This window comes from Advenella sp. (assembly GCF_052108595.1).
Taxonomy (GTDB): Bacteria; Pseudomonadota; Gammaproteobacteria; order Burkholderiales; family Burkholderiaceae_B; genus Advenella.
On the sequence record NZ_JBQEAU010000001.1, the window covers coordinates 32,536 to 58,879 of the forward strand.

22 protein-coding genes are annotated in these 26,344 nt (G+C 56.7%); 7 read left to right on the forward strand and 15 right to left on the reverse strand.

The window, feature by feature from the left end; all coding sequences use genetic code 11:
- Positions 1 to 117 precede the first annotated feature (117 nt).
- The 6 genes from pdxK to ACTIKR_RS00170 all read right to left on the reverse strand — a co-directional run bounded on the left by pdxK (position 118) and on the right by ACTIKR_RS00170 (position 9,704).
- Positions 118 to 1,017 (reverse strand): pyridoxine/pyridoxal/pyridoxamine kinase, encoded by a 900-nt coding sequence (gene pdxK / locus ACTIKR_RS00145; RefSeq protein WP_193088263.1) that lies wholly within the window; start codon positions 1,015 to 1,017, stop codon positions 118 to 120.
- A complete protein-coding gene (locus tag ACTIKR_RS00150; RefSeq protein WP_193088264.1) occupies positions 1,014 to 1,829 on the reverse strand; it encodes a YggS family pyridoxal phosphate-dependent enzyme in 816 nt (271 codons plus the stop codon). Before ACTIKR_RS00150 ends, pdxK begins: the two co-directional genes overlap by 4 nt.
- A 329-nt stretch (positions 1,830 to 2,158) precedes the next feature.
- On the reverse strand, positions 2,159 to 2,794 hold the full coding sequence (locus tag ACTIKR_RS00155; RefSeq protein ID WP_193088265.1) for a thiol:disulfide interchange protein DsbA/DsbL: 636 nt from the start codon (positions 2,792 to 2,794) through the stop codon (positions 2,159 to 2,161).
- A gap of 120 nt (positions 2,795 to 2,914) precedes the next feature.
- The gene (locus ACTIKR_RS00160) at positions 2,915 to 3,733 is read right to left on the reverse strand and encodes an SPOR domain-containing protein (protein WP_193088266.1); all 819 of its coding nucleotides are present in this window, start codon (positions 3,731 to 3,733) and stop codon (positions 2,915 to 2,917) included.
- Positions 3,734 to 3,749: 16 nt separating this feature from the next.
- Positions 3,750 to 5,432, reverse strand: a complete 1,683-nt coding sequence (gene argS, locus ACTIKR_RS00165) for an arginine--tRNA ligase (RefSeq protein WP_193088267.1) — start codon at positions 5,430 to 5,432, stop codon at positions 3,750 to 3,752.
- Positions 5,433 to 5,462: 30 nt separating this feature from the next.
- Positions 5,463 to 9,704, reverse strand: a complete 4,242-nt coding sequence (locus ACTIKR_RS00170) for a phospholipase effector Tle1 domain-containing protein (RefSeq protein ID WP_442326934.1) — start codon at positions 9,702 to 9,704, stop codon at positions 5,463 to 5,465.
- Between the two features lie 89 nt (positions 9,705 to 9,793).
- Between ACTIKR_RS00170 and ACTIKR_RS00175 the strand changes: the two genes are divergently transcribed.
- The gene (locus ACTIKR_RS00175) at positions 9,794 to 10,156 is read left to right on the forward strand and encodes a DUF1840 domain-containing protein (protein ID WP_193088269.1); all 363 of its coding nucleotides are present in this window, start codon (positions 9,794 to 9,796) and stop codon (positions 10,154 to 10,156) included.
- A 147-nt stretch (positions 10,157 to 10,303) separates the two neighbouring features.
- On the opposite strand, the gene ACTIKR_RS00180 is transcribed toward ACTIKR_RS00175, so the two are convergent.
- From ACTIKR_RS00180 to ACTIKR_RS00190, 3 genes are all read right to left on the reverse strand, one after another.
- Positions 10,304 to 10,504 (reverse strand): hypothetical protein, encoded by a 201-nt coding sequence (locus tag ACTIKR_RS00180; RefSeq protein WP_193088270.1) that lies wholly within the window; start codon positions 10,502 to 10,504, stop codon positions 10,304 to 10,306.
- 60 nt (positions 10,505 to 10,564) lie between these two features.
- Positions 10,565 to 12,268, reverse strand: coding sequence for a 2-isopropylmalate synthase (gene leuA / locus ACTIKR_RS00185; RefSeq protein WP_193088271.1), 1,704 nt, complete (start codon positions 12,266 to 12,268; stop codon positions 10,565 to 10,567).
- A gap of 355 nt (positions 12,269 to 12,623) precedes the next feature.
- On the reverse strand, positions 12,624 to 13,610 hold the full coding sequence (locus tag ACTIKR_RS00190) for a hypothetical protein (RefSeq protein ID WP_442326935.1): 987 nt from the start codon (positions 13,608 to 13,610) through the stop codon (positions 12,624 to 12,626).
- A 17-nt stretch (positions 13,611 to 13,627) separates the two neighbouring features.
- Between ACTIKR_RS00190 and rpoN the strand changes: the two genes are divergently transcribed.
- Complete coding sequence (gene rpoN, locus ACTIKR_RS00195; protein ID WP_193089875.1) at positions 13,628 to 15,022, forward strand: RNA polymerase factor sigma-54; 1,395 nt, start codon at positions 13,628 to 13,630, stop codon at positions 15,020 to 15,022.
- A gap of 277 nt (positions 15,023 to 15,299) precedes the next feature.
- Positions 15,300 to 15,566 (forward strand): (2Fe-2S)-binding protein, encoded by a 267-nt coding sequence (locus tag ACTIKR_RS00200; RefSeq protein WP_014749194.1) that lies wholly within the window; start codon positions 15,300 to 15,302, stop codon positions 15,564 to 15,566.
- A 374-nt stretch (positions 15,567 to 15,940) separates the two neighbouring features.
- Here the strand turns inward: ACTIKR_RS00200 and ACTIKR_RS00205 are convergent, their stop codons facing one another.
- Positions 15,941 to 16,837 carry a LysR family transcriptional regulator gene (locus ACTIKR_RS00205; protein ID WP_193089876.1) on the reverse strand — a complete coding sequence of 299 codons (897 nt, stop codon included), beginning with the start codon at positions 16,835 to 16,837 and terminating at the stop codon, positions 15,941 to 15,943.
- A 149-nt stretch (positions 16,838 to 16,986) separates the two neighbouring features.
- Here ACTIKR_RS00205 and ACTIKR_RS00210 point away from each other — a divergent pair, with 149 nt between their 5' ends.
- Complete coding sequence (locus ACTIKR_RS00210; protein WP_193089877.1) at positions 16,987 to 17,958, forward strand: Bug family tripartite tricarboxylate transporter substrate binding protein; 972 nt, start codon at positions 16,987 to 16,989, stop codon at positions 17,956 to 17,958.
- Between the two features lie 2 nt (positions 17,959 to 17,960).
- Positions 17,961 to 19,421, forward strand: coding sequence for a sulfatase-like hydrolase/transferase (locus ACTIKR_RS00215; protein WP_226817205.1), 1,461 nt, complete (start codon positions 17,961 to 17,963; stop codon positions 19,419 to 19,421).
- A gap of 25 nt (positions 19,422 to 19,446) precedes the next feature.
- On the opposite strand, the gene ACTIKR_RS00220 is transcribed toward ACTIKR_RS00215, so the two are convergent.
- Positions 19,447 to 19,668 carry a hypothetical protein gene (locus ACTIKR_RS00220; protein ID WP_193089878.1) on the reverse strand — a complete coding sequence of 74 codons (222 nt, stop codon included), beginning with the start codon at positions 19,666 to 19,668 and terminating at the stop codon, positions 19,447 to 19,449.
- Between the two features lie 146 nt (positions 19,669 to 19,814).
- Between ACTIKR_RS00220 and bfr the strand changes: the two genes are divergently transcribed.
- Entirely contained in the window at positions 19,815 to 20,291 is a 477-nt protein-coding gene (gene bfr / locus ACTIKR_RS00225; protein WP_128393768.1) for a bacterioferritin, read from the forward strand.
- An 88-nt stretch (positions 20,292 to 20,379) separates the two neighbouring features.
- Here bfr and ACTIKR_RS00230 read toward each other — a convergent pair whose 3' ends face one another.
- The gene (locus ACTIKR_RS00230; RefSeq protein ID WP_226817207.1) at positions 20,380 to 21,888 is read right to left on the reverse strand and encodes an MFS transporter; all 1,509 of its coding nucleotides are present in this window, start codon (positions 21,886 to 21,888) and stop codon (positions 20,380 to 20,382) included.
- Between the two features lie 117 nt (positions 21,889 to 22,005).
- On the opposite strand from ACTIKR_RS00230, the gene ACTIKR_RS00235 reads away from it, so the two are divergent.
- Positions 22,006 to 22,641, forward strand: a complete 636-nt coding sequence (locus ACTIKR_RS00235; protein WP_226817209.1) for a helix-turn-helix transcriptional regulator — start codon at positions 22,006 to 22,008, stop codon at positions 22,639 to 22,641.
- Between the two features lie 141 nt (positions 22,642 to 22,782).
- On the opposite strand, the gene ACTIKR_RS00240 is transcribed toward ACTIKR_RS00235, so the two are convergent.
- The 3 genes from ACTIKR_RS00240 to ACTIKR_RS00250 all read right to left on the reverse strand — a co-directional run bounded on the left by ACTIKR_RS00240 (position 22,783) and on the right by ACTIKR_RS00250 (position 25,926).
- Positions 22,783 to 23,163, reverse strand: coding sequence for a nuclear transport factor 2 family protein (locus ACTIKR_RS00240; protein ID WP_442326936.1), 381 nt, complete (start codon positions 23,161 to 23,163; stop codon positions 22,783 to 22,785).
- Between the two features lie 549 nt (positions 23,164 to 23,712).
- On the reverse strand, positions 23,713 to 24,258 hold the full coding sequence (locus tag ACTIKR_RS00245; protein WP_442326937.1) for a hypothetical protein: 546 nt from the start codon (positions 24,256 to 24,258) through the stop codon (positions 23,713 to 23,715).
- A 51-nt stretch (positions 24,259 to 24,309) separates the two neighbouring features.
- Positions 24,310 to 25,926, reverse strand: coding sequence for a peptide chain release factor 3 (locus tag ACTIKR_RS00250; protein WP_193089881.1), 1,617 nt, complete (start codon positions 25,924 to 25,926; stop codon positions 24,310 to 24,312).
- Between the last annotated feature and the right edge of the window lie 418 nt (positions 25,927 to 26,344).

Here is a 26,344-nt window from a genome sequence, read left to right on the forward strand (position 1 = left end):
GGCCATGCGGCGGGTACGTGCTGAAGATGCGTTCGATAGATAAAGATGCGAGATGGCATGTGTCGCGTCGAGCGTCCTGATGGCCATGCCAGGCGCCTGCTGCGCAGCAGGCAAAGACTATTCGGCCCGGGCTGCCTGGCCTGGCATAAAACCGGTGGCAGGGGGAAGCAGCAGTTCGGCCGATTGCGCCTGGCGGGTAAGTGTCAATGCGCCAATCAGTTGATCACAGGCGTAACTGGCTGCGTCAAATAGCGATGCGCCGCTTAGCAACTGGCCTGTGAGGGTGGCGCTGAACAGATCACCCGTACCCTTGGGCGAGGCATCAATGCGGGCATGGCTCAGGATCTTATGCTCATGTCGCGTCACCACGGCCACCAGCATCTGGTTTTCGGGCCAGGCGGCAGGTGCCGCACTGGTGACCACAATCCATTGCGTGCGGCCGATCAGCAAACGACGCGCGGCAGTGACCACGCCATCAATATCCGATCCTACTACACCCGTGAGCTGTTGCAGCTCGAAGCCATTGGGAGTGAGTCCGTCGGCCAGCGGCAGCAGATGGCGCAGATAGGCGTCTGCCATATCCGGGCTGACATACTGCCCGGTGTCATGATCGCCCAGGACGGGGTCGATCACTACCTGCAGGGCGGGACGGGCCTTCAGGACACGCACAAGCCACTCAGCTAATAACCGGGCCTGCTGCGGGCCACCCATGTAGCCGGTCAGGACGGCCCGCAGCTGTCCCAGTGCATTGCGTGCGAACAGATCGCTCAGGTACCCGTTGAACCATTCGGTGGGAATAGCGCCGCCGTGAAACGTGGGATAGTGCGGAGTGTTGCTGAAGACCACGGTCGGGACCGTGGCGACGGTCAGGCCCTGTGCCTGGAGCGCGGGTACAGCCACGTTATTGCCCACCCGGCCATAGACGACCTGCGACTGGACCGAGACCACGTCAATCGGGAGCGGGCGCAGCGAAGATACCTGGTCGGTGTACGTTCCGGGTTCTACTGTATCGGTCAACGTGCTTCTCCTTGTTCTGCTGATGGCCAGTAATAGGCGTCAGGCGTGTCGCGTGCGCCGAAAATGGCCTGGCCGACGCGTACCACGGTCGCGCCTTCTTCAATGGCAATTTCGTAGTCGCCCGACATGCCCATGGATAGTTCATCAAGTGCGATGCTGGCAGGCGCGTCCTGGCGCAGTCGTTCGCGCAGTTCGCGCAGCAGGATGAAACAGTTGCGCACGCGCGAGGCTTCGGCCGACAGCAGCGCCAGCGTCATCAAGCCTCGCACACGCAAGGCCGAAAATGCCGGTAGTTGCTGCAAAAAGGCGGCGACCTCCTCTGGCGGCAGGCCATATTTGCTGGCTTCTCCCGAGGTGTTGACCTGCACGAATACATCGAGCCCGCGGCCCTCGGCCTGCAGGCGCCGCTCCAGGGCCTCGGCCACACGCAGGCTGTCCAGCGCCTGGAACTCAGTGGCAAAGCGCGCGACCAGCTTGGCCTTATTCGTCTGCAAATGGCCGATCACCGACCAGTGCAGATCGGTCAGGTCGGCCATCTGCTCCCACTTGCGGTAAGCTTCCTGCGGCTTGTTTTCGCCGAACTGGCGGCAGCCGGCCGCATAGGCCAGGCGCAGGCTTGCCTCGGGTTTGGTCTTGCTTACCGGCAGCAGACGCACGCTGGCCGGATCGCGTCCGACTCGCTGGCATGAGGCCTGGATGCGTGCCTGAACCGACGCAAGATTGCGGCGGAAGTCTTCGACAGATTCAGCCTGCGGCCAGCGGCCGTGCTGATCGTGCAGGGTAGGGGTGTCCAAAGGGGGGCGTGTGCTCATGTGTCATCTCGCTGCCGACAGGCCTGTTGCATTCAATGGTCGCGCAGGCGAGGCGGCCATTGGCGTTCACACCGGGATGAACGTCCTTGAAAGCATTGCGTAGCCGCGACTGCGTTCTCTTGAACTGCAATAATGCGCAATTATCGCAAAATTGGAAAAGAGGATCGGATCAACGGTCAGTATAAACCCAAGCACCCGGTTTTCCCGTGGCGTGATCTGGCTGCGGGCACCTTGACATTGACAACCCGCAAGCGATCGGGCGGCGTCGGCACGCGTCGCACACCGTGCAGTATGCGAGGCGCGCAGATCCAGCACGCGTTTGCTGCCGTTTATTTTTTCTCGGCGAGAACCTGGTCAAGCAGTTTCTGCGCTTGCGTGATGCTGGACGCATAGTCGCCCGTCATGCCAGGAGATGTCACGTACTTTCCGCCGATGGCAAACGAAGGCGTGCCTTCAATGGCGTAGGTGTCGGTCATTTCTGCGGCACGTTTGACCTTAGCCGTCACGCCGAAAGAATCGAATGCAGCGGTAAAGGCCGCCTTGTCGATGCCCTGGCTGGCAGCCCAGTCGATAATGGCAGCCTTGGTAAACAGTTTTTTGCCTTCCTGGTGAATGGCATTGAATACTTTCGGATGCAGATCAAGCTTATCCAACGCTTCCAGCGAATAATACAGTTGCTGCATGGGTTGCATGGCGGCATTGAAAGCGACTGGAACTCGTACGAACGCGACGTTGGCAGGCAAGGTTTTTGCCCATTTTTCCACCATCGGTTCCATTTCTGCACAATGAGGGCAGCTATAGGCGAAAAATTCCATCACTTCAACTTTGTCTGCTGACCCTGACGGCTGGGCGGTATTCAACGTTTTGAATGCCGGTCCGGACTGGGCCATGACGGGAACAAAGGCTGCAGCACCGGTAAGCAGGGCGGCAGATACGAAACGGAGCACAATGGAGGATGATTTCATAGTCTGTTTGTAAAATGGTTAATATTCGGGCACTCATGCCCGCGAGCCGCCACTGGATCCGGCGGTACTGCATTAGGACCTGCTGCGCCCCGTAAAGTTCCCCGCCTGGCGTGCCCTGGCCTAGCGCACAATGGTGGAGTTTATCTTGGCCCCGGAGAGCTGGGCACGGGATTCACTCAGTTCCTTATCGCTATCGAAGGGGCCGATACGGACGCGATTGACGTCCATATTGTTCACTCTGGCTTTCTGGATCTGCACGTTGAAGCCCATCATGATCATGCGGGCGCGAAAGGCATCGGCCTCTTTCTCATCGCGATAGGACCCCACTTGCAGGTAACGCGGTGCGCTGCTGCGCGTCTGCGCTGTGGGCGGCGTATTTGCTGCGGTGGCCTTGGGCGCGGTGCCCGGGCCTGCGGCTGTCTGTCCGTTTTTGGAAGGGGTCGCTGCTGGGGCCGGCGCCTTGGTGGCAGTCGCTTGTTCTCCAGGCAGCGTATTAATCAGTGACGCAATCTGGTCGTCATCTGTTTTGGGCGCCGCTTTTGTAGGTGGTGTTGCGGGCGTCGGGGTGCCGCCAGCCGTAAACGGCATATCGTCGGCGTTTTCCGGGATGCCCAGTAGTGGGGGTAGTGGTTCAATTTTCGGGCGGGACGGCGGCTGTTGAGCAGAATTGATGCTGCCGTCGCTGTTCATCCACGCGTTTGGATCGATCAGTGTGGCGCCCGGGCTGGTTGGGGCCTGGCCGGTGAGGGCGCCAGGCTGGCCGGTTGTCGGTTGCCGGCGGTCCTGAATGGGAGAGGGCGAACGCATGATCATGAATGCGGCCACGGCAGCCACAGACAGACCGATGATCAGGCCCAGCAGGATAGACGAAAATGTCATGCCTTTGCCGGAAGAAGACCGGGAACTGCGGGCGGCGGGGCGTTTCTTGCGTGTTGCCATAGTGGAGCTGTCTCGCTTACATTTGCTGGGGTGCGGACACACCCAGTAGGCCAAGGCCATTGGCAATGACCTGACGGGTGGCATCGGCCAGACGCAGCCGCGCACGTTTCAATTCGATATCGTCAAGCATGATGCGTTCGGCGTTGTACCACGAATGGAAATCGGCTGCGCATTCCTGAAGCCAGAATGCGACCTGATGCGGCGACAGTTCCTGGCCTGCCGTTTGAATCAGGCCAGGCAGCTCTGCCAGGCGCTTCAGTAGCGTGATTTCCGTAGGGGCCACCAGCCTGCTGCTGTCGGCGCTGGCCAGACTGTCTGTCAGGTCGGCCGAGTCACGCAGCAGCTTGCAGATACGCGCATGTGCATACTGAACATAATATACCGGATTCTCTTCGCCCTTTGCCAGCGCCAGATCAATATCAAATACAAATTCGGTATCTGCCTTGCGCTGAATCAGGAAGTAGCGAACGGCATCCTGCCCGACCCAGTCGATCAGATCGCGCATGGTGACATAGCTGCCGGCGCGCTTGGAGATTTTGACCTCCTGCCCGTTGCGCATAACCTTGACCATCTTGTGCAGGATATAGGACGGATAGGTTTTGGGAATGCCCAGATTGAGGGCCTGCAGGCCAGCGCGCACGCGGGCAATGGTGCCGTGATGGTCTGTGCCTTGGATGTTGATGGCGTGGGTATAGCCGCGATTCCATTTGCCCACGTGATAGGCCACGTCGGGTACGAAATAGGTGTAGCCGCCATCGGATTTGCGCATCACCCGGTCTTTATCGTCGCCGGTGCCCAGTTCCGTCGTTTTCAGCCACAAGGCGTTTTCATGTTCGTATGTGTAGCCGCTGGCGATCAGCTTGTTGACGGTATCTTCCACCTTACCGTCGCTGTAGAGCGAGCTTTCAAGATAGTAATTGTCGAATTTCAGCCCGAACGCCAGCAGATCCAGGTCCTGCTCGCGACGCAGGCAGGCCACGGCAAACTGGCGGATGTCTTCCAGTGAATCGAGCTCGCCCGTGGCGGTGATGCTGCGGCCGTCAGCCACAACGGTTGCCTTGTTGACGTAATCGCGGGCGATATCGGCAATATACTCGCCACGGTAGCCATCGCTAGGGTAGGCCGCATCGTCGGGGCTGATGCCGCGGGCGCGGGCCTGCGTGCTCACCGCCAGGTTGTGAATCTGGTTGCCGGCATCGTTGTAATAAAATTCGCGCAGCACATCGTAACCGCCGGCATCAAGCAGCCGGCAGACGCAGTCGCCCAGGGCCGCCTGGCGGGCATGGCCGACATGCAGGGGGCCGGTGGGATTGGCAGAGACAAATTCCACAATGACTTTCTCGTTGCGCCTGGCGGCATTGCCATACTGGCTGCCCTGCTGTGCAATGGTCTGCAGGACCTGCTGGTGCGTTGCCTGCGTCAGTCGCAAGTTGATAAAGCCAGGACCGGCCACATCGGCCGATTCCACCACGCCGGCTGCGGCCGGGTTGGCCAGCACATGGGCGACAATCTCCTGGGCCAGTTCACGCGGATTCCGACGGGCAGGCTTGGCGATCTGCATGGCGACGTTGCTGGCAATATCGCCGTGATCGGCCTGCTTGGGGCGTTCCAGTTTGATAACCGGGCTGGCCTCGGGAAGGGTATGGTGAACGGCTGCCTGAAGCAGTGAAAGTAAGTGTTGTTGCAGCTCGGGGAGCATGGCGTCCGGAGGGTGGAAAAAAGGCAGATTTTACCATACCTGGCCTGTCTGTAACTCAAAGCCCGTGGTTTCCCGCAGCCACCGCGCATATGCCTGGATATCGGCGCGACCGACAATCGGCTGGCTGACCAGCGTCTTTTCTTTACCGGGCGGCACCGCCATCATGTTGCCGTAAAACAGGTCGGCTATCGTCAGCGGCCGGGTCTGCGGCAGATCACGCTCGATAAACTGTTCTACCTGCATGCGTCTGGCCCTGCCGACACGTGCAGACTGATGCTGCCTTATTGAGGCGCGGTCGGCGCCTTCCATTTCGCGGTCCGGCGCGAGTGTCTCTCTGGCCGGGTCTTGCCATTTATAGCGCATGAGATTGTTATGGACCAGCGGGTTGCGGATGCGCAGGGCGGTTCGCGGCAGCGGGCGCCAGGTTACGCCCGCCGCCCGTCCCTGTTGGTACATCCATTGCAATGTCACGTTACCCAGATCGCCGGGCAAGCCGCTGGCGTTGGCCACGTGGGTCTTATCCGCAGTCTGTATGGAACCGCCCATATCGGAGTGGTTGCCCATAAAGCCGACTTCGTAAAAGTTCTCATGCTCACTGTCGCCGATGGAGGTTAACGGGAAGATATTGGTATATTCGTTCAGGGCCACTGCATGGGCGACCCACTGCCAGGCGGGAGACACCTGATAGTTGTAGGCTGCGTTGTTCGAGCCCAGCACGCCAAGCTGCGTGACCGTATCGAACAGGCCCATGAAACGCAAGTCCAGGCAGGCGCTGACGGTCGTGAAGGCATCCGGGGTCTGGCCATTGTTGGCAAAGGGCGTGTGGACCCGGGCGCTGAACAGGCCGTCTCGTGTCTGCTGCAAAATCTGGTTCGCAAAAATGCGTGCTGCCGCCGCGCCGCGGGAAAAGCCGATGACATCGATCGGAATATGGCCGTTGGCGTTTCGCAGTGACTGCGCATCCCTGAGCAGAGTGTCAATCAGGCGATGCATCTGGGTGCGCACGATGCCGGCGACAGATTCTCCTGCCATGGCATCTGCAGGGCGCAGCAGTACGCCCAGCGGGCCCATGATGTAAGGGCTTTGCAGGGGATTGGCCGCGCCATAGACAGCCGGTTCGGCAAACGCAGACAGCCCGTCGTTGGTGCCCGGGCCGCCAATATAGTGTACAGGCCCTGAATCGTACAGTTTTTGCAGTTTGTACACGTTCGAATTGGTGTTGCTGCCTTGGTTGCGGGTGCCGTCGAAGGCGAATAACAGCAAGCCCAGCGGATCGACATAGCGGCGCGGTTGCGCGGCTGCATATCCCAGGGGATCGGCGCCGGGCACGGGGCCGATGGGGTCGGGTTCCAGATAATGGCCAAAGGCAGGGTCGTAGGTGCGATAGATATTATCGAACCAGCCGGTCGCTTCGTCTTCATACTGGCCCGGATAGCGCAGGGGGAGTTGTACGCGACTGATCAGTGGCGTCATCTTCCCTTCCGGTTCAGGCTGTGCCAGCCAGACGGGTTGCGCCTGCCCGTCGGTCACAGCCAGCGGCAACCCCTGGGTATCCGTGTGGATAAAGTGCAGCGTTCCCGCAGACCTGTCGCTCAGCAGACGGCGCAGCGCAGATTGAATGGACAGATCTGCCGGCTGCGACCCGTCGCTGAACGCTGCGGGCCTGGCGTATTCGATAAAGGCAACCGCAATGGCCCCAGCATAAATGTAGCGTCGTGAAATGGCGCCATTGGAGGGAGCCCGCAGTGGCGCGCCCGTAGGCACAGACCAGTGGCCGATAACCCGGTTGTCCTGATAATAAAAGTGGGTAAACGCCTGCGGATCGCGGCGGGCAATACGGTGGCCCTGGCCGTTGTGCAGATTTTGTTGAATACGCCGACCCTGCCGGTAAACCTCATTAAGGCGGCGGTTCACCCCATAGCGCGTATCCAGGCGGTCAACCTGCATCGGCAAGCCGCTGGCGTCACGCATGATACGGCTGCGCTGCGTACGGTGGCCGTCAAATCGCGCGATACTGGCGCCGCTGCGATCCCAGGCATACCAAACGCGCCGCTTTCCGGAAGCGACCGGCGTGTGTGACAACTGCCCTTTGGTGTAGAGGTAATGCTGCTCGGTCATTCCGGCCAGCCGCTGCTGCCTGCCGTAAAAATAATATCGGCGAACGGCGCTGGCTACTGCCGGATAATAATAGTCCTCCTTGAGGACGCGCCCGCTGCCGGCTACCAGGCGTTCCAGGCCCAGGATCGGACGACTGGATGTGCCTGCACGAGCCACCAGATGCAACTGCTGACGGCCAAAGTCATCCTGACGGTACTGCATCCGTACCTGGTTGCCGAACGTGGCATGCCCCGCAGCAGCTATCTGCAGAACCGGGTGTTGTTGTTGCCTGGCGTCTTCCCAGACAATGCTGCGCAGTCGCTGGCCCGGCGTATATGTGTAGAGCAGGCGACCGCCTTCGGGCAGCAGCTGTATCACCTGACCGGTCTGCGGGTGGCGCAGGATAATGTCCTCATAAAAGACCTGGTAAGGGTTGTTTGTGCTGGGGGGTCTGGAAATACGGGTACGCAAGGCGCCGCTTGCCCGATTCATGGCATGCACTTGTGTTTCGTTGGCATGCGTCAGCGAGAAGCCATCGTCTTCTGTGTAATGAAGGGTGGTCGTGGCAACGGCAGATGCCGTGCGGTCCGGGTCCTGGCCAGAGGCAGACGCCGGTAGGGTGGCCTGCCGCAAGGTGCGCAGGCGTTGCTGCGCATCATACTCGTATGACCAGTGCACCCCGTTGGCAAAGATCTGGGTGGTGGGCTGCCCCTTGCTGTTGTACTGGATGCGCTGGCTGCCGGTGAGCGTACTGGACCAGAAAATGCCCCGCCCTTGCCGGTCATAGTGCAACTGCAGGTCGGGCCAGAACCCTTGGGGCAGACTCAGCCGTGCCGGCATGCCGTTGGGGTGGCGGGCGATGTACAGGCCATTGATGTACGACAGACGCCCCTGCTCGTCATACGCGGCCTGTAGCCCCGGCGCGGCGCAGCCGATGCAGCCATGGCCTTTGACCGATTCGAGCAGATAACGGCCATGGATGCGTCGCCAGACGAAGCCGGTGTGCTGGCCGTTGCCGTCTGTGACGCGGGTGAAGCTGCGTTGCGTGCCCGCGACGCCATAGTTGAACAACTGGGTTCCTGGACCGACAGGCTGATCGTGCAATACGGCCCGAATCACTTTGCCGCTTTGGTCGTATTGCCAGGTCCGCAAGCGAAAGGACTGCGGCAGGAGGGGGTCAGACAGACTCGCTACGTGCGCAGAGCGGCCTGCCAAGGCCGGTATGGCGGTGCGCAGGACCGGGATGTCCAGCGCCGGCATAGCGCCTGCAGCGATATTGTTGCCGGCGTTCCTGTTGTGGTGGGGCACGATCGCCATGCCCGTCAGTTTGTATGGGTCGCCTGCCTGATAAGCTTCCTCGTACAGGTAGAGCGTCTGGCTGCCATCAGCACGCGACGCCGACATCAGACGCCCGGCAGGCAAGTCGTAGCGATATTGGATGGGTCCTTGCGGCGTGTCGATTCGGGTCAGGCGTGCGCGGGCATGCACGCGGTCGTCCTGGATGTAGTGAAACACCAGAGCGTGGCCGGCATCGCTTGTGACCTGACGGATCCTGTCGGCAAAAATCGAGGCGCGGCTGTGTCGCTGTATTTGCAGGTGGCGTCCGTCCACGTTCAGTCGGGTAAGTAACCCCTGGCGGTCAAAGGTAATGGTGCTGCCGTCAGGCCAGTGCCAGTCCCAGCCGCTGTCGGCAATCACCAGCCGCCCATGGGCAGGGATTGCGGCCGGAGCCGCTTTGCCAGCGCGTCTGCCGAACAGGATGCGGGAACCGTCGGCCTGGGTAATCTGCAGGCCGTCGGGCGTGCGTTGCAGATTAATATCGAAATTGTGCCGCCAGCCAACGCCCAGTCCCCGGTCTGCCCGGTCCATTGCGTTATAGCTGCGCATCACCAGCAAGCCGTCATGACGTAGCGGCAGATCGATTGTTTCCTGATATTTGTTGCCGGTGGCCAGATTAACCGGGTTGCCGGCGCCGCTATTGATGGCCGGCTCAATTGCGCCCAGGGTAAAAGGGTTGTTGCTGCGGCACGGATGACCGGTGCCGTTGGCCGGGCGCACGCATTGCGCAATATTTGCTTGTCCGGCAACGGCCTCTGGGGCAAAATGGAGCATGCCTGCAAGCACTAGAATCAGGTGCCGGAAAGCAGGAAAAATTGAGCGAGGACGGGTTCGCATGACCAATAACCTGAAAAATGCGTATCATCACCTTTTGAATGCATTTGCAGTGGTCGCAGTTCAATAAAATATCTAATGAGGAAAACCGTATGCTGATTACTTTTCGTTCGGATATAGCCGGCGATGTCCTGATGATGGCCGAGCAGGCCAGGACAGTATTGCAGGCGGCGGGGCGTGAGTATGAGACCGTACCTGAAATGGGCGTCTTTACCGTGGCTCAGCTGGAAGAAGCCATCCGTCATCTGGAACAGGCTATCAATGCGGATCCGGATTCTGCGCCTGATCATCAGTTTGATGACAAAGATCGCGAAGACGAGGACGACGAGGTCGCCGTGCACCCTATCAGTGAAAATGTGAGCTTGCGTCGTCGTGCCTACCCGTTGCTGGACATGATGCGCCAGGCCAAGGCAGCGGGCAAGGAAGTAGTCTGGGAAAAAGGCAGCGCCTGGTAAACAGGGCGGGCCAGAAATAGCGCAGGCCTTGCATGCCGATCCGATCAGCATGCAAGGCCTGGACAGCGGCTTTCCCGATATGAGGCAAGGGTCAGGCAAGGGTTGATTAATGCGACGCTAACGCACGCAGGCATCAGCCCTTTTCGGTTAGGATCGTGTTGGCATGACGGTGACGTTTGTCTGGAAAGCGTAATGATAATACGCGCCGGTGGCAACCCGGGCCTGTTGCCCGTTGGGTTGTCCGATCAGTATCCGCTGGCATTGCGCCAGCAAGGAAAGCAAGCGGGTACCGGTCTGCAAAGACACACGCCTGGCGCCCGAATCACACGTTGTTGCAACGATAAACATCAATGGACACCCGCCCCTGCCGCAGGCAGGTGACGGGCTCGGGTTGATCGCCTTGGACCCTTAAGCGACTTCGCGCAGAGCGGCGCCTTCTTTGGCCTGCTGGTTCAGATGGCGGTTGACCGCGCTCAAGACGGCCACAAATGACGCGGTAACGATGTCCTTGTGGATGCCCACGCCAAAACCGGTGGCAGATTCACCAAGCCGCAGTTCCACATAGCAGACGGCAGACGTTTTTTCGCCGGACCCCATGGCGTGTTCGTGATAATCCATAAAGCGGATAGGCAGACTCAGGGCGTTGATGAAGGCTGAAATGGCGCCTTCGCCGCTTCCTTCCACTACTTTGACCTGACCGTCCACCTCAAGCTCGGCGCGGATGCTGAACTGGTCGCCGGCTTCGCCATCGGCCTTGCTATCGATCTGGTGGCGCACCAGTTTCCATGGCGTGGTCTGTTTCAGGTACTCTTTTTCAAAGATGTCGAACACGGCATTGCCGTTGACTTCCGTACCGGTTTCGTCGGTCACGCGCTGGATGGCGCGGGAAAATTCGATCTGCAGGCGACGCGGCAGGTTCAGGCCGCGTTCGTTTTCCAGAAGATAAGAGACGCCGCCCTTGCCCGACTGGCTGTTCACTCGGATGACCGCATCATAGCTGCGTCCGAGATCGGCCGGATCAATGGGCAGATAAGGCACTTCCCAGACGCCGTCTTCTTTTTGCACGGAGAAGCCTTTCTTGATGGCATCCTGGTGCGAGCCCGAGAAGGCGGTAAAGACCAGGTCGCCTGCGTAGGGGTGACGCGGATGTACGGGCAACTGGTTACAGTATTCTGCAGTGCGACGCACGTCATCTATATCGGAGAAGTCCAGGCCAGGGTGAATGCCCTGGGTGTACAAATTGAGTGCCAGGGTGACCAGGCACACATTACCCGTACGCTCGCCACTGCCAAACAGGCAACCTTCGATGCGGTCTGCACCGGCCATCACAGCCAGTTCAGCGGCGGCAACGGCTGTGCCGCGGTCATTATGCGGGTGCACGCTGACAATGACGCTTTCGCGATTATTGACATTGTTGCAGAACCATTCGATCTGGTCTGCGTACATATTTGGCGTGGTGGCCTCGATGGTCGCAGGCAGGTTGAACACGATCCGGTCTGTCGCGGTAGGCTGCCATACCTCGGCTACGGCGTTACACACTTCTACTGCAAACTCCGGCTCGGTGGTGCTGAACACTTCAGGAGAGTATTCATAGCGCCATTTGGTTTCGGGGTGCCGGCTCATGGCCGTTTTGATCAGTGCCGTACCGGTGGTGGCGATATTTTTGACTTCTTCCTTGTTCATATTGAAGACGATTTTGCGAAACGCGGGGGCGCAGGCGTTATACAGGTGCACCATGGCCTGACGGGCGCCGGCCGCCGCTTCCACCGTCCGGTTGATCAGATCTTCGCGCGACTGGGTCAGCACGATGATCAGGACATCATCGGGAATATGGTTTTCTTCGATCAGGATGCGAACGAAGTCGAAATCCGTCTGAGAGGCGGCGGGAAAGCCAACTTCAATCTCCTTGAAGCCGATTTTGACCAGGTGTTTGAAAAAACGCAGCTTGCGCTCGATGCTCATGGGCTCGATAAGAGACTGATTGCCGTCGCGCAGATCGGTACTCATCCAGATGGGTGGATGTTCGATTTTTTTGCTGGGCCACGTGCGTTCCGAGAAATCGCGTTCGAACGCCTTGAAAGGAATGTATTTGGAAGCGGGGTTGGAGATCATGATGCACCTATTTTGGGGAGAATCCCGGTGCGAACAGACTGGAGTTAAGCAGCGACGCCGGGATTCAGAATAATAAAACGGAATCCTTGTGGCTTGTACAGGGGCTGTCGAACTGCCACGAACGCTCTAGGCTCGACAACCGATCGCTAGCAGTAGCGCAGAAGATGTGGCAACAGCAGAAAGCGTTGCGTCAGGTGTAGCAGCAGCCCACAGCTTAGCCGCGGCGCAAGCAGTGTTGCTACCGGTTAAAGCGTTGCGAGAAAATGCGGGCTGGCTCTTCATGCCTTAACTATAAGAAAAATTACCCCGGCGCGCAAGCGTTTTTTCGCCTGCGCGCCGATAACTGCAGTTTTGATTAGGTAATAGTATGTTTGACCTCATCGCGTGGCGGGCGCAGATGCGTGGTTTCGGGGCGAGCAATGGTCGGTTCCGTCTGTTCGGAGCTGGAGACCGTTGGTTGCTCTTTGGCCGGTTCATCAGGGATGACCGGATCGTTCTGTGTGGGCTTGACAGCATCGGTTGCGGCGTCTGCCACGTTGGCCGGGCGCTTCGGTTCAGAGGCCGCCGCGTCAGCCGTTTTTGGCTGAGAGGCCGGTGTGGTACGGGCGATTGCAGGCTCAACCGTTGTGGCATTGGACGCTGAACCCAGCGTGCCCGCAGTCGCCGCGCCGGCAGCCGGCGCTGTTGGGCGGGTATCGGTAGCGACGGGTTTGGCCGCTTCGGGTTCTGGCCGCAGGGTCGGCACCTGGCCAGGCTCCTCCTGCTCCTCTGTTTGTGCTAGTGTGGCGGCAATGCGATTGTCTGCCGCCACCATCGGGCCCGGGCCCAGCAGCCTTTCCTGTTCCCGGATCTGAGCCAGTTTGCTCACCCGGTTGTTATCCAGTTCATCCTTGGTGGTTTTCAGGTTACCGATATTGATGGGTTCGCTGCGGTCACGCCAGACCCAGCCGAGCACGTCCCGGCCTTCCGGAGAGAGGCTGCCAATCAATTGGGCTGCCGTATCTGCGGGCACGGTCTTGTATGCAGCGCGCTCAACGCTTCCGCTATACCAGGCACTCAGGAAGAAGTAGACGATCAGGGTGCCTAGCAGCACTACTGCCCACCACAGGTAGGTATTGATACTCTGTAAAAAAGAGACCAGTTGTACGTTAAACTTGTTCAGAAAAACGTAGTCTTGGGCGGCACCGAACTCAAGGATACTTGCGGCAACCCACAGCCAAATCACGATTGTGACAATAATCACGACGGCACGCATTATAATCCTTGGGGTAGCCAGTTTAAGCAGCGTTTTGCTTACCAATCTGGCATCATTTTGCTGAACCGCGGCATTACTGTATTTCATAGGTATTCCAAATCGATATGCGTCATGCGTTAGAACTTCGAACTGGCCAGCAGTTGGTGCTGACCCCGCAACTGCAACAATCCTTGCGCTTGTTGCAGTGTTCTGCGCTGGATCTCCAGACAGAACTGGCACAGGTGTTGCAGGACAACCCCATGCTTGAACTTGTCGATAATAACCAAATATCCGAAGATAGTACAAATACAAGCGAAAATGATGCCGAGCTTTTACAACAGGACTGGACCTCGCAGCCGGGTCAGAAATCGCGAGATGACGAGTATTTTCAACCCGAAACAGCGGTAGGGCTGTCGCTTTCCGAGCATCTGCGGGAGCAGTTGCGGCTTACCCACGCATCGGAGCGGGATGTCAGTCTGGCCGACTACCTGATCGAGGAACTGGACGATAACGGGTATCTGATGTCCAGCCTGCAGGAAATAGCAACGTTGTTTTCGGAAGAGGCCGATGTCAGCGAAGACGACCTGGCGGTTGCCTTGCGCCTGCTGCAGTCGTGTGATCCGCCCGGGGTGGGCGCGCGTACGCTTTCTGAATGCCTGCTGCTGCAATTGGATGTTTCTTCTCTGGCCAACCCGCCAGAGCCCGAGGTACTGGCTTGCGCCCGCCTTATTTGCGAGCACGGGCTGGAGGCGCTTGGACGTGCCGATATGGCGCAACTGCGTTCCGTTACCGGCGCCGATATTGACCGGATTCGACAGGCTCATGCCCTGATCCGGCAACTGGATCCGCGGCCTGGCAAGCAATTTAGCACGCCCACGGCCGATTATGCCGTGCCCGATGTTCTGGTGCGCAAGATAAAAGGGGAGTGGGTCCTGACCATCAATCAGGCGGTCATGCCATCGCTACGTATCAGCGAAGGATACGAAAGCATGATTCGTCGTCTGGGCAAAGAGGCTGGCTCGGCAATGAGCGAGCAACTGGCCGCGGCCAAGGGTTTTATGCGCCAGGTCAGTCAGCGCTTTACGACGATTCTGGACGTCTCGCGTGCCATTATGGACAAGCAGCGCGACTTTCTGGAGTACGGCATGGCGCGCCTGCAGCCTTTGACCCTGCGAGATGTGGCCGATGCAGTGGGGATGCATGAATCAACCATCTCCCGGGCCACGACGCAGAAGTTTATCGCGACGCCGCATGGGGTATTTGAGCTGAAACGGTTTTTTGGCTCCGGCGTGGCGACAGACAGTGGCGAAAATGCATCGGCAACAGCGGTGCAGATCCGCATTCGCAATTACATTCAGGCCGAGCCAGAGGGCAAGCCGCTATCGGACAGTCGCCTGACCGACCTGCTGGCTCAGGAGGGCATTACCATCGCGCGCCGCACGGTGGCCAAATACCGCGAAGTCCTGGGCATTCCATCGGCATCGCTGCGCAAGGCGCGGGCCAGTCTTAATCAGGAATAGGGACACGCAAGGAGACGCGGCCTCCTGCTGCGGCCGTAGAAGACGGTGATCAGGTTTGGCTGGCAACCTCTTGCGTGCCCTGCCGGCGCACCGCCTTGGCGCCCTGGTTGCACGCACCCATAGACCCGTGCACTGGCGGTGGCAGCGCCGTACGTGCCATGCCCCATAAATCTCAAAAAATTGCGGTAACACCCTGAAAGAACGGAATTGTTGGACATTTTCATCAAACCCGGCAAGGCGCTTGCAACTTTTTTTGCCTTGGATGATAATAACTCTCATGTATATTTGCATTTGTAATGCCGTCACCGAAGACGCCGTTGTCAGCGCTATTTCCCAGGGCGCCAGCACGCTGAGTGACCTGCAACGAGAACTGGGCGTCGCCACCAATTGCGGGTGCTGCGCACAAATGGCCTGTAGCTATCTGGAGCGCGCAGCCTGTACCGGTGCGCCTGTTGCTCATGATGGCGCCAATGACCATTGCGGCAAAGACAAATGTGACGCGCTGGCAACAGAATCTGTGGTGCTCTGGCGTTCGGCCGCCTGATCGGCTGGCGTTGCAAAGCACAAGTCACCATGCCACAAGGTTCACGCCTTCAAAAATCATTGCTACCAATAATGCTCAAAATCATAAGCCGCAAATAATAATTCGCCAATGATAAGCGGCAAATAATTAGTCCTAAATCACCATTTGCGGACCGGCGCCTGGTTTCTCTGCCTCAGCGCATTTTCAACCTCACGCTTGCAGTGCCACGTTCCCAACATTCAACTGCGTTATCACTTTCGCAATATCACCCGGATCGATCCTGATTTGTGCGCCGCGGTTGGCAGACAATTTGGCCATCCCATAGAACTGAACGAGGATATTATAGCTACAGCGCAAAAGTTGCACATTCAATCTCGGGGGTGGATTCCTTGGGTTTAACTCAACCCCGCCATCAGCTCACAAAGAAGAGTGCGTGCTGCCTCAGTCGTTCGAGTCACAGGGTAGGCAGTGCTCCATACTATATTGATGCTACGGCTGACTTCCGGAGAGCAAAGCCGGATATAAGTGATTCCATTTACTACGGCGGGGGCGCCACCCAGGTAGGGCCGTATCGAATAAACCTTATTCTGACGCATGAGCATATTGATCAAATGGGTCGAATTTGTGCTTAGAACCGGACTAACCTCGGAGCCAATACTGGTCGCTGCATGATCAATCATTTGGCGCATCCGGTTTGGACGCATGGTCAAAGCCAATGGCATCGACAACGCCCGCTTGAGTTCAATCTTTTTGGGAAAATTCGACATCGCCTCTGTTGCGCCGCACAAACAAAGTACCTGGCGACCACATTCAATCGTGTGCAAACTTGTGTCGTTTTGACCTTCCGGCAATAAGCCTATCTGAGCCATACCGTTGGTGATCCACTGATGAATTGCGTGACTATCACCTTCGAGCATCGTGAGCCTGATCAATGGATACTGGTCCGTGATTGCGGTAAAGAGCACAGGCCCCAATTGTTCAACCAATGCGTTCGGGACAGCAATCACCAACTCACCTGAGGGATCCGCCCCTACCCGGGCCATAGCCGCTTCGGCTTCTGCAACGTTCTGGAAAATTCGGCGCGCGAATTCAATGAGTTCGGTACCCGCTTCCGTGAGTATGACGCCGCCGGCTGTACGCTCAAACAGTGCCACTCCCATCGCCTCTTCAAGTAGCTTAATTTGCCGTCCCACTGCTGTTTGCGCACGCAGCAATCTTATAGCGGCACGATTGATGCTGCCCTCTTCTGTGACGACCAAGAAAGCATGCAGGTGATCGAGATTGAGCGCCAAGTCCAAGACTCCTTTGGGTGTGCAACTTTTTTGAGAAGGGGGCTGCGCCGATTGTACTACCACCCCTTGGTAATACTTCTTTAGACTGACATCGATTCTTACGCAAAACATCATACCTAGAACGAAAAGGGAGACATTCGGAAATGTTAATGAATCGGCGTCACTTACTTAAAACAGCCCTAGGGGGGGCGGCTTTCTGTGCCATACCCAAAATCGTCATTGCCAAAGGCTATCCAGACAGAGCGATAAAATTTGTCGTCCCGGTGAGCCCTGGCGCCGGCACTGATAGCGTTGCCAGGATAATGGCAGATTACCTATCCCGGACAATGAAAACCACCTGGGTAGTCGAAAATCAGGGAGGCGCAAGCGGTCAAATTGCGACCCAGGCAACGGCCCGTGCATCCCCAGATGGCTACAACCTGATCCTTGGTTATGTCAGCACCCACGGTACGCTGCCGGCCTATCGCAAAGTTCCTTACGACCCAATCAACGATTTTACGCATATTGCTATGATGGGAGGCGCCCCCAATGTGTTAGTCACCAATACGTCGGGGCCAGAGACTTTTGAGGAATTTCTGGAATTAACCAAAAAGAACCCTGGAAAATTCAGTTATGCATCCGGAGGCGTGGGGAGTATTACCCATCTGGTGTTCGAAGGTTTAAAACTGAGTACCGATATCGATGTGCTGCATGTCCCCTACCGGGGCCTGGGACCGGGCTTCAATGACATGGTGGCTGGTCAAATACAATTCTGTATGCCAGGGCTGGCAGGAGCGACTCCATACATCAAATCTGGCAGGATGCGTGCACTTGCCGTAAGCGGAGCGCAGCGCGCACCCCTATTGCCAGATGTCAGAACATTAAAAGAGATCGGCATTCCAGAACTGGAAACCGTTCAATGGCTTGGCATCATGGGCCCCAAAGATATGCCCCCAGACATCACTCACACACTGTGGTCGGCAGTGGATCGCGTGCTGGCTGAGCCAGAAGTCAAAAAAAGGCTAGCCGGCGAAGGAATCGAGATAATGCCGATGACCCAAGAAGCTTTTTCCAAATACGTTTCGGATGATTTGGCTCACTGGCAGAAAATCGTGAACAGTCAAGGCCTGAGGGAGGCATAAAGATGAATTCAATAACAACAAAACAATCTGGGCGACGTATAGCAATCGTTGTGATGTCAGATGAACATTCTGGCGTTGCTCTGTCCTCTGCCGGGCACCCTTGGATCAAAACACCATATATGGACTCATTTGGGGGCGCAAACACAAGATTTGCCTCAGCCTACACCAACTCCCCCATCTGTATCCCAGCTCGAGCCGCATTCACCACGGGTCTCTATGCGCATGAAAGCCGAAACTGGGACAACGCGCTTCCATATTATGGAACGCCAAAGGGCTGGACACATAAACTACGTGACGCAGGCATAGACGTAACCTCAATAGGAAAACTCCATTATCGCAGTGAGCAGGAAGATACAGGCTTTACACGACAGATATTGCCAATGCATGTGGTAAATGGCGTTGGCGATTTATTGGGTTCGGTGCGAGACCCTCTCCCCGTGCGTCACAAATCGCGCGCCATGGCCGATGAAGTGGGAATTGGAGAAAGCAGCTATACCCGATATGACAGAGATATCGCCAAAGCATCAATAGAATGGATCAAAGGTCATGCCGAGAAGGATCGATGGGTGCTCTTTTCTTCATTCGTTGCCCCGCACTTTCCGCTGATTGCTCCCGAACAATTTGCTTCCCAGTACCGATTGGAAGATATTCCCCTGCCAAAGCTATCCAAGGAACAAGATCGCAACGACCACCCCTGGATTGATAGCTTTCGCAAGTGCTTTACGCACGATAACTATTTCGATGACCAGAAACGGCGGCACGCACTGCTCAGCTATGGGGCACTCTGCAGCTTTATGGATGATCATTTCCGGCAAATTTGCGAGACAATCGACGAATGTGGACTGGCTGATGAAGCGCTCGTCATTTACACATCAGATCATGGCGACAATATGGGAACCCGAGGTTTGTGGGGTAAATCCACCATGTATGAAGAGGCTTCTCGAATTCCTCTGCTCATGCGTGCACCAGGACATACCACAAGTCGTGTTGTAGGCACTCACGTTTCACTCGTGGACGTTGCGCCAACACTATTGGAGTGGATGGGAGTCCCAGTTCCTGAGTCTCTACCTGGTAAATCACTCCTAAAGATTGCCGCCCAGCCAGATGATCCTCAACGGGTCGTCTTTTCTGAATATCATGCGGCAGGAGCAGAATCTGCGGCATATATGGTGAGACAAGGAAAATGGAAACTAATTTACTATGTAGGCAGGGAGCCACAGCTATTTGATATGGACAACGATCCTGAAGAATTAAACGATCTTGCCTCAGGAGAAAGCTATAGCGCAGTTGTTGAGCAACTGAAAACCGTATTGCGCACCATTGTCGATCCGGAACAACAGGATGCCATCGCAAAGGATGATCAGATAAAGCTGCTGGATGAGCACGGAGGCCGACAAGCTGTTATTGACCGAGGTGGGTTTGGTGCAACGCCGGCGCCGGGCGCACAACCTGAGTTTCGCTGAGGAAACAATAAAGCCAGTTGCGTGATTAAAGTAGAAAATTCGCCCCTATCGCACGAAGAATAGATAATTGTGCAATCAAGTTCGTATAGTCAAAACGCGGTGGATGCCGCAATAGCACAACGGCGTTCCCACGTTTGTCTATGTTCGCAAGCTCGCCTTTGCCCGCCGCCTTAAAAAGGGAAATGCGGGCAGAAAGGATGGCAGGAAATGAAGCCTGGTTGCTGAACAAAAACACTTTCATTTCCATTCTCATTTACCACCTGCAGGGCTTTTGTGGTAAACCGGAGCAAAGCTTGCGTCTTCCCTTATAATTTCTCTTAACTGCACCACCGGGCTGCCTTCGCAGCCAATCAGCCGCTACTGACGGTGCCTCTCACAGCAATGGAAACTATCATGAAAGGCGACAAGGACGTTCTCAAATTTCTGAATAAGCAACTGACCAACGAGTTGACTTCAATCAACCAGTATTTTCTACATGCCCGCATGGTCAAGAACTGGGGGTTGAATCGCTACAACAAAAGCGAATATCATATTTCCATCGAAAAAATGAAGAATGCCGATGCCATCATCGAACGCATCTTCCTGCTCGAAGGCCTGCCCAATCTGCAAGACCTGCACAAGCTGCACATCGGCGAAAACGTACCGGAAATTCTCAAATGCGATCTGAAGATCGAGATTGACAATCACCGGACATTGACCGAAGCGATTGCACACTGTGAAAGCGTGCGTGACTATGTCACGCGCGACCTGTTCCAGGAAAACCTGGAAGACGTTGAAGAACAGATCGACTGGCTTGAAACCAATATTGAACTGATTGGTAAAATTGGTCTGGAGAACTATCTGCAAAGCCAGATGGGAGACAATGACTGATTGCAGAACAAGGGGCCGAACAGGCCCCTTGTTCATTGTGTGTCAGATTCAATAGGGCAGATATGATCATGTTCAACAACACACCGCGTTACCGTGCAGTCGGTTGATCATCATTTCTGGCACCTTGCCCGTAAAGGGCAGGATCGTTTCCCCATGATGCTGTCTTTGCTGATAGTGGCACCTGCTTTTGCTGCCCGAGCACGATGGCCACGCGCACGGCACTGCCAATTGCGATGAGTGGCGCAATGGCCAGTATGGCGAATACCCAGAATGCGGCACTGGAAGTGCCTTCGATACCGCCCGGATGATTGATCCCGCCCAGGTTGGCAAGCATTCCTGCCAGTGCTGACCCTAGCGCCGTGGCGAGCAATTGCACCGTGGTAATAGAAGTGGCTGCGGTATCCTGGTCATCATCGGGCGCAAGCTGCAGTACTCGCGTCAGCAAATGCGGCCAGCCCAGGCCGATACCGAAGCCGATCAGCGTCAATCCCAGGCAGATAAAGGCAAGCACGAGCCAGCCGCCCTGGGCGTGGATTGGCGTGCTCAAGGCCAATACCACCATGCCGGCCAGTACCAACACCGGGCCACTCACTATAGCGCGACGTATACCGCTATGTTTGTAGTTCGAACTCCATATTTCCGATATAGTCCAGCCCGCTGCCATCAGCGCGGCCAGATAGCCGGACATCAGCGGTGTTTGTGCATGCAGTGTCTGCAAAAAATACGGCACGAAAGTTTCGCTGGTCATGCCGATAACCAGCAGGCCGATGGTAAGGTACAGAGCCAGCAACGGTGAATTGCGCCGTAGCGCGTTTCTGGGAAGCAGGCGCACCTGGCTGATGGATTCTTTGTAAACCAATAGCAGCATGAGCACGATCGCCAGCAGTACACCGGCGATATTCCATAGCGGGTCGGAAGACGCGCTGCCGACACTGACTGCCAGGACCGCAGCAATCAGTAGCAGCAACTGCGCGATCGGTATCTTGCTGGTTGTTGGCGTTGTTGCACGGCTGCGTGTGGGAAGCACCCACCATACCAGCATGATATAGAGCAGAGTCACGGGAATCAGTATGCCGAATGCGGCCCGCCAGGCATCCATTTGGGCAAACATGCCGCCAATGGCTGGACCCAGCAATGTTGCCACGCCCCACATGGCGGAAATCAATGCCATTGCTTTGGGCCAGAGGTATTCCTCGAAAACGGCATAGATCATGGCGTAGCTCAGGGCAAACAGAAAACCGCCTCCCAGTCCTTGCAACGTGCGGCCGATCAACATGACCGGCATGCTTGGGGCCAGTGCGCAGGTCAGACTGCCTGCGATGAATAATATCGTGGCTATCGCGTATGCGCCGCGTGAACCCGAATGTGATAGCAGCGTGGGTGTGAGCGCCGAGCCAAGAATCGAGGCGACCACAAACAGCGTTGTATTCCAGGCATACAGTTCAAGACCACCGATTTCCCTGACGACCGAAGGCAGCACCGTGGTGGCCACAAAGACGTTGATGGCGTGAAGTGCCACACCGCCAGACAGCGCCAGGGAGTGAGCCATATTCGGGCCGGAGAGCAGATTGCCCCAGCTTGCTTCTTGTTCTGCCATACAAACTCCAGATAAACGGACGCAGCCATTGCCAGCGATGACACGATGCGCTACAGTAATAAAAAAAGTAAACTCTTTGTATATTAGAAAGGCATCAATATTTTGTCAAGCAATCACTTGGAAAATTCAGGAAAAGCGCCATCGACCACCGGGCAACGGTTGTTGCATTTGCTCAAGACAAGAGGGCCGCAGCAGGCAGCCGACGCCGGTGAGGTTCTGGGCATGACGGCTGAAGCTGCGCGCCAGCAACTGGCCAAACTCGCTTCTACAGGCATGGTTGAAACCTTCTCGCAGGTGCGCGGCGTTGGCCGGCCAAGCCAGTTCTGGCAGCTCACCCAGGCGGGAAACAAGCATTTTCCCGATACCCATTCGGAGTTGACGGTACAGTTACTGGATACGGTGCGCCAGGCATTCGGAGAACAGGCAATTGACCGTCTCATCGATATGCGTGAGCAGACAAGCCGCCAGTTGTACCAGCGTGAGCTAAGCGGGTTACCCGAATTGAAAGATCGTGTCGCCAGACTGGCACAGTTGCGCACGCGCGAAGGTTATATGGCCGAGTTTGAGGAGCTTGAAGACGGCACGTTTCTGCTGATAGAGAACCACTGTCCGATTTGTGCGGCGGCAACAGCATGCCAGGGGTTTTGCCGGGCCGAACTCATGGTATTTGAGCAGGTGCTGCAAGCGCGGGTTGAGCGTGTTGAACACATCCTGGCTAAGGCCCGACGCTGCGCATATACGATCAGGCCATAGATCTGTATGGCCTGCTGTCGGCGTTGCATAGCACTTGTCATAAAGCCCTTATCACAAAGCACTTAGCATGCCTGATGCCTGACCATCTGTGTGCGCTGAGTATGGATAACCCTTGCTGCCCGGTTCGCAGCAGCGTAATGCTTAGCGGCTGAATGCAGAGGAAGATTCGTGTCCCAACGCTCGGCCTATTTCGGTCGTGTCAAAGTAATAGGGCCTGCCTTCAAGCAACAGCCCGTTTTCAAATCTCAGTATTTCTACGAAGGGTTGTTGGATTGTGATTCCGGTGGCCCTGGCAGTCAGGAACAGATTGCATGAGACATATAAATGCGCCTCGGTACCGGCGCATTGCAAGTCCTGTACGCGCATATCACTAAAGCACCTGTCCATCTGGCACAATAATGTGGCAATACCGTGCAGCCCGTTCCAGTCGCCGCAATAGGGAAGGGACGACGGTTCATGCACGACAACATCGGGATGGAACGCGGTAGCCAGGATTGCGGTGTCTTTGTGCCCGGACTTCATGTAAGTCATTTCCGCCAAAAACATGCGTTCAAGCATCAACATTGCAGATGTATCTGTGGTCGACATAGCGTTCATACCTTTTGATGGCGATTGGGAGTATTGCGAGTGTGTCGCATAACGCATCCGGGCACTATCTGTAACTTGCTTTTGATTTTTAATACTTAGCGGTTTCGTTTAACCCTGTTGTGATTTCATTGAACCCCGTAGCGTCTGACACAGATAAGGTCGCTTGCAATATCGGGCGCGCCTCGCTAAGCGTGCAGTAAAGCAGATCAACAATTTCCGTACGTTATGTATGTCTGTCCATTCCCAGGTCTGCTTCCTGGGCCGCTCCTGCTCGGCCAACTGGATGCCGGATCTCGAATAATTGCGCCATTTATTTCAAATGCAATAAAAGCAGTCTGATGTGCAGCAGGTTGGAAAGTCACGCCAGGCTGACTATACACAGCAAAAAAAACCACCTTCAAATGCCGTTGTTTTATCAGGCTGTTGAAGGTGTTGTGTGATCCACAAAAAAGCGTTGTCTTTGTGGTCAGGGTCGGGAGGCGATCATCGTGACGGGCAGTCGGACACATTGCCCCATGCGTTGTTCGCGCCGCAATACTGATTGCGTACCCGCGACAGGCAGGCCGGACGATCAAAAAAGCCCATGGCGCGACATTCACTCATTGCCTGATGAAACGCCGGTTCCCAGTTGCCTGCTGGTGCCGCGCGGCTGGCCCGTGACGAGCGCCGGATAGGGACCATGCCCTGGTCAATGTCGCTGGCATTGCCGCCGTCAATCGTATCGGTCGCTTCACCAATGGTTACTTCACTATTGGTCGTGGTGACGGCCTGTTCAATGGCCTGCTCACCTTGCTCTACATCCACGTGCCATTGAACCGGATCTGGCCGCTTGGGAACACCCTGGGCACCGCTCATCAACGGCTGCTGGGGTTGCAGTTGAATCGGACGGCCTTGTGCATCCACCATGGGATTAGGGTCGGACTCCATGACGTTAGGTACATTGGCAGAGACAGGTGCGTGTTCAATCAGCCAGTCTCCCGCCTGCAGGCCGCCCCATGTGGCTACGCCAGCCACAATGAGAAGGGACAAAAATAATAAACGCCAGGACATCTGCATACCTCGGTTGTAATTCGGCCAATTTTAGCCGTTTTCCCCAAATACTTTGCCGCCATGTTCACGCATGGCGTGAAAATTAATCTCCGGATTCAGCTCCTGCGCCACCCGCAACTGCGCGGGTGAAGAAATCAGGAACGCCAGTGCATCCACCACATCGTAGGCAATATGTGCTGCATTGCTGTCGATGAACTTCTTGAGCGCTTTCGGGTTCTCGCTGGTGACCCAGCGCGCCATGGTATAGCGCGAGGGGATCATGCGGGCGTCGGCGCCGTATTCCGTCTTGAGGCGATGCGCCACAACTTCGAATTGCAGTTGCCCGACCGCGCCCAGCAGCAAAGCGCCGCCTGCGGCCTGTGGACGGAACACCTGAATCGCCCCTTCCTCGCCTAGTTGGGTCAGGCCGGTGCGCAACTGCTTGGTGCGCAGGGGATCCTTGACTTCCACGCCCTGGAACAGTTCCGGGGCAAAGAACGGCAAACCGGTAAACTGCAAGGTTTCGCCTTCTGTCAGGACATCGCCCAGCTGCAGCACGCCATGGTTGGGGATACCAATCACGTCGCCGGCATAGGCTTCATCAAGCAGGTCGCGTCGCTGGGACAGGAAAGACACCACGTTATTGGGGCGGATTTCCTTGCCGGTACGACTCACTTTCAGGCGCATGCCACGCTCAAAGCGACCGGAACTGACACGGACAAACGCGACCCGGTCCCGATGCGCAGGGTCCATATTAGCCTGAACTTTGAATACAACCCCTGAAAATTTGGTTTCATCCGGTTGCACGACGCGCTGCAGAGCCTGCCGCGCACCCGGTTTGGGCGCCCATTCGACCAGTGTATCCAGTACTTCCTGCACGCCGAAGTTGTTGATGGCCGAGCCGAAAAACACCGGCGTCTGCTTGCCCGCCAGAAAAGCTTCGTGTTCGAAGGCTGGCGCGGCGTCCTGCAGCAGATCGATCTCTTCCTTGGCCTTGTCGAACGCGCTGCCGAAACGGCGGCTGATCTCAGGGTTATCCAGGCCGTCGATGATGTCTTCGTCATTGTTGCGGCGTTGCTGGCCGGCGCGGAAAACACGCATGCGATTGCGTCGTATGTCGAACACGCCACCAAATGACTTGCCCATGCCCACGGGCCAGGAAAACGGCACGGCGTCCATGGCCAGATGCGATTCGATTTCGGCCAGCAGATCCAGCGGTTCCTGGACTTCACGGTCCATCTTGTTGATGAACGTAATAATAGGCGTGTTGCGTGCGCGGCACACCTGCAACAGGCGAATAGTCTGCGGTTCGACACCGTTGGCGGCGTCAATCACCATGAGCGCGGCATCCACAGCGGTCAATACCCGATACGTATCTTCGGAGAAGTCCTGGTGGCCCGGTGTGTCCAGCAGATTGATCACGCAGTCTCGATATTCCATCTGCATGACAGAAGAAGCGACCGAGATTCCACGCTGCTTCTCGATCTCCATCCAGTCTGAAGAGGCATGCCGACTGGCCTTGCGCGCTTTGACGCTGCCGGCAATCTGAATCGCACCCGCGAACAGGAGCAGTTTTTCGGTCAGCGTTGTTTTACCGGCGTCGGGGTGAGAAATAATCGCAAAAGTCCGACGGCGGGCGACTTCCTGCGGAATGGAATGAGTAGACATCTAGGGCTATTTTCTGAATTTGAAGAAGGGAGCAAGGGCGAATGTGCCCGAAGAATGGGCCGATTGCCTGCAAACCCTACATGTTAAACGCAATTGGCGTATCTGGTCTCGGAAACGGGGCTGGATGCAAATGATTCATCGAGTATGCGTCGGCGACCGGTTGGCGGGCCGGTGGCCGACTGAACAAGGCGGCATCAGGTTCGGGCCGCCAGCACGCCCGGATCGCCGGCGCCGCCGGCAGGCCACACAATAGTCGCTGTTGACGATTATTGATCGTCATAGTAATGACAAGCCTTCGTGCCCTTTTTGAGACCGAGCTGATGGCGCTGATTCACGCCCAAAATATCTCGCCGGCGGCGCTGGTCAGAACAAGCCTGGAGCGCGCCGACGCGCTCACTCCTGCCCTGAACTGTTTCAT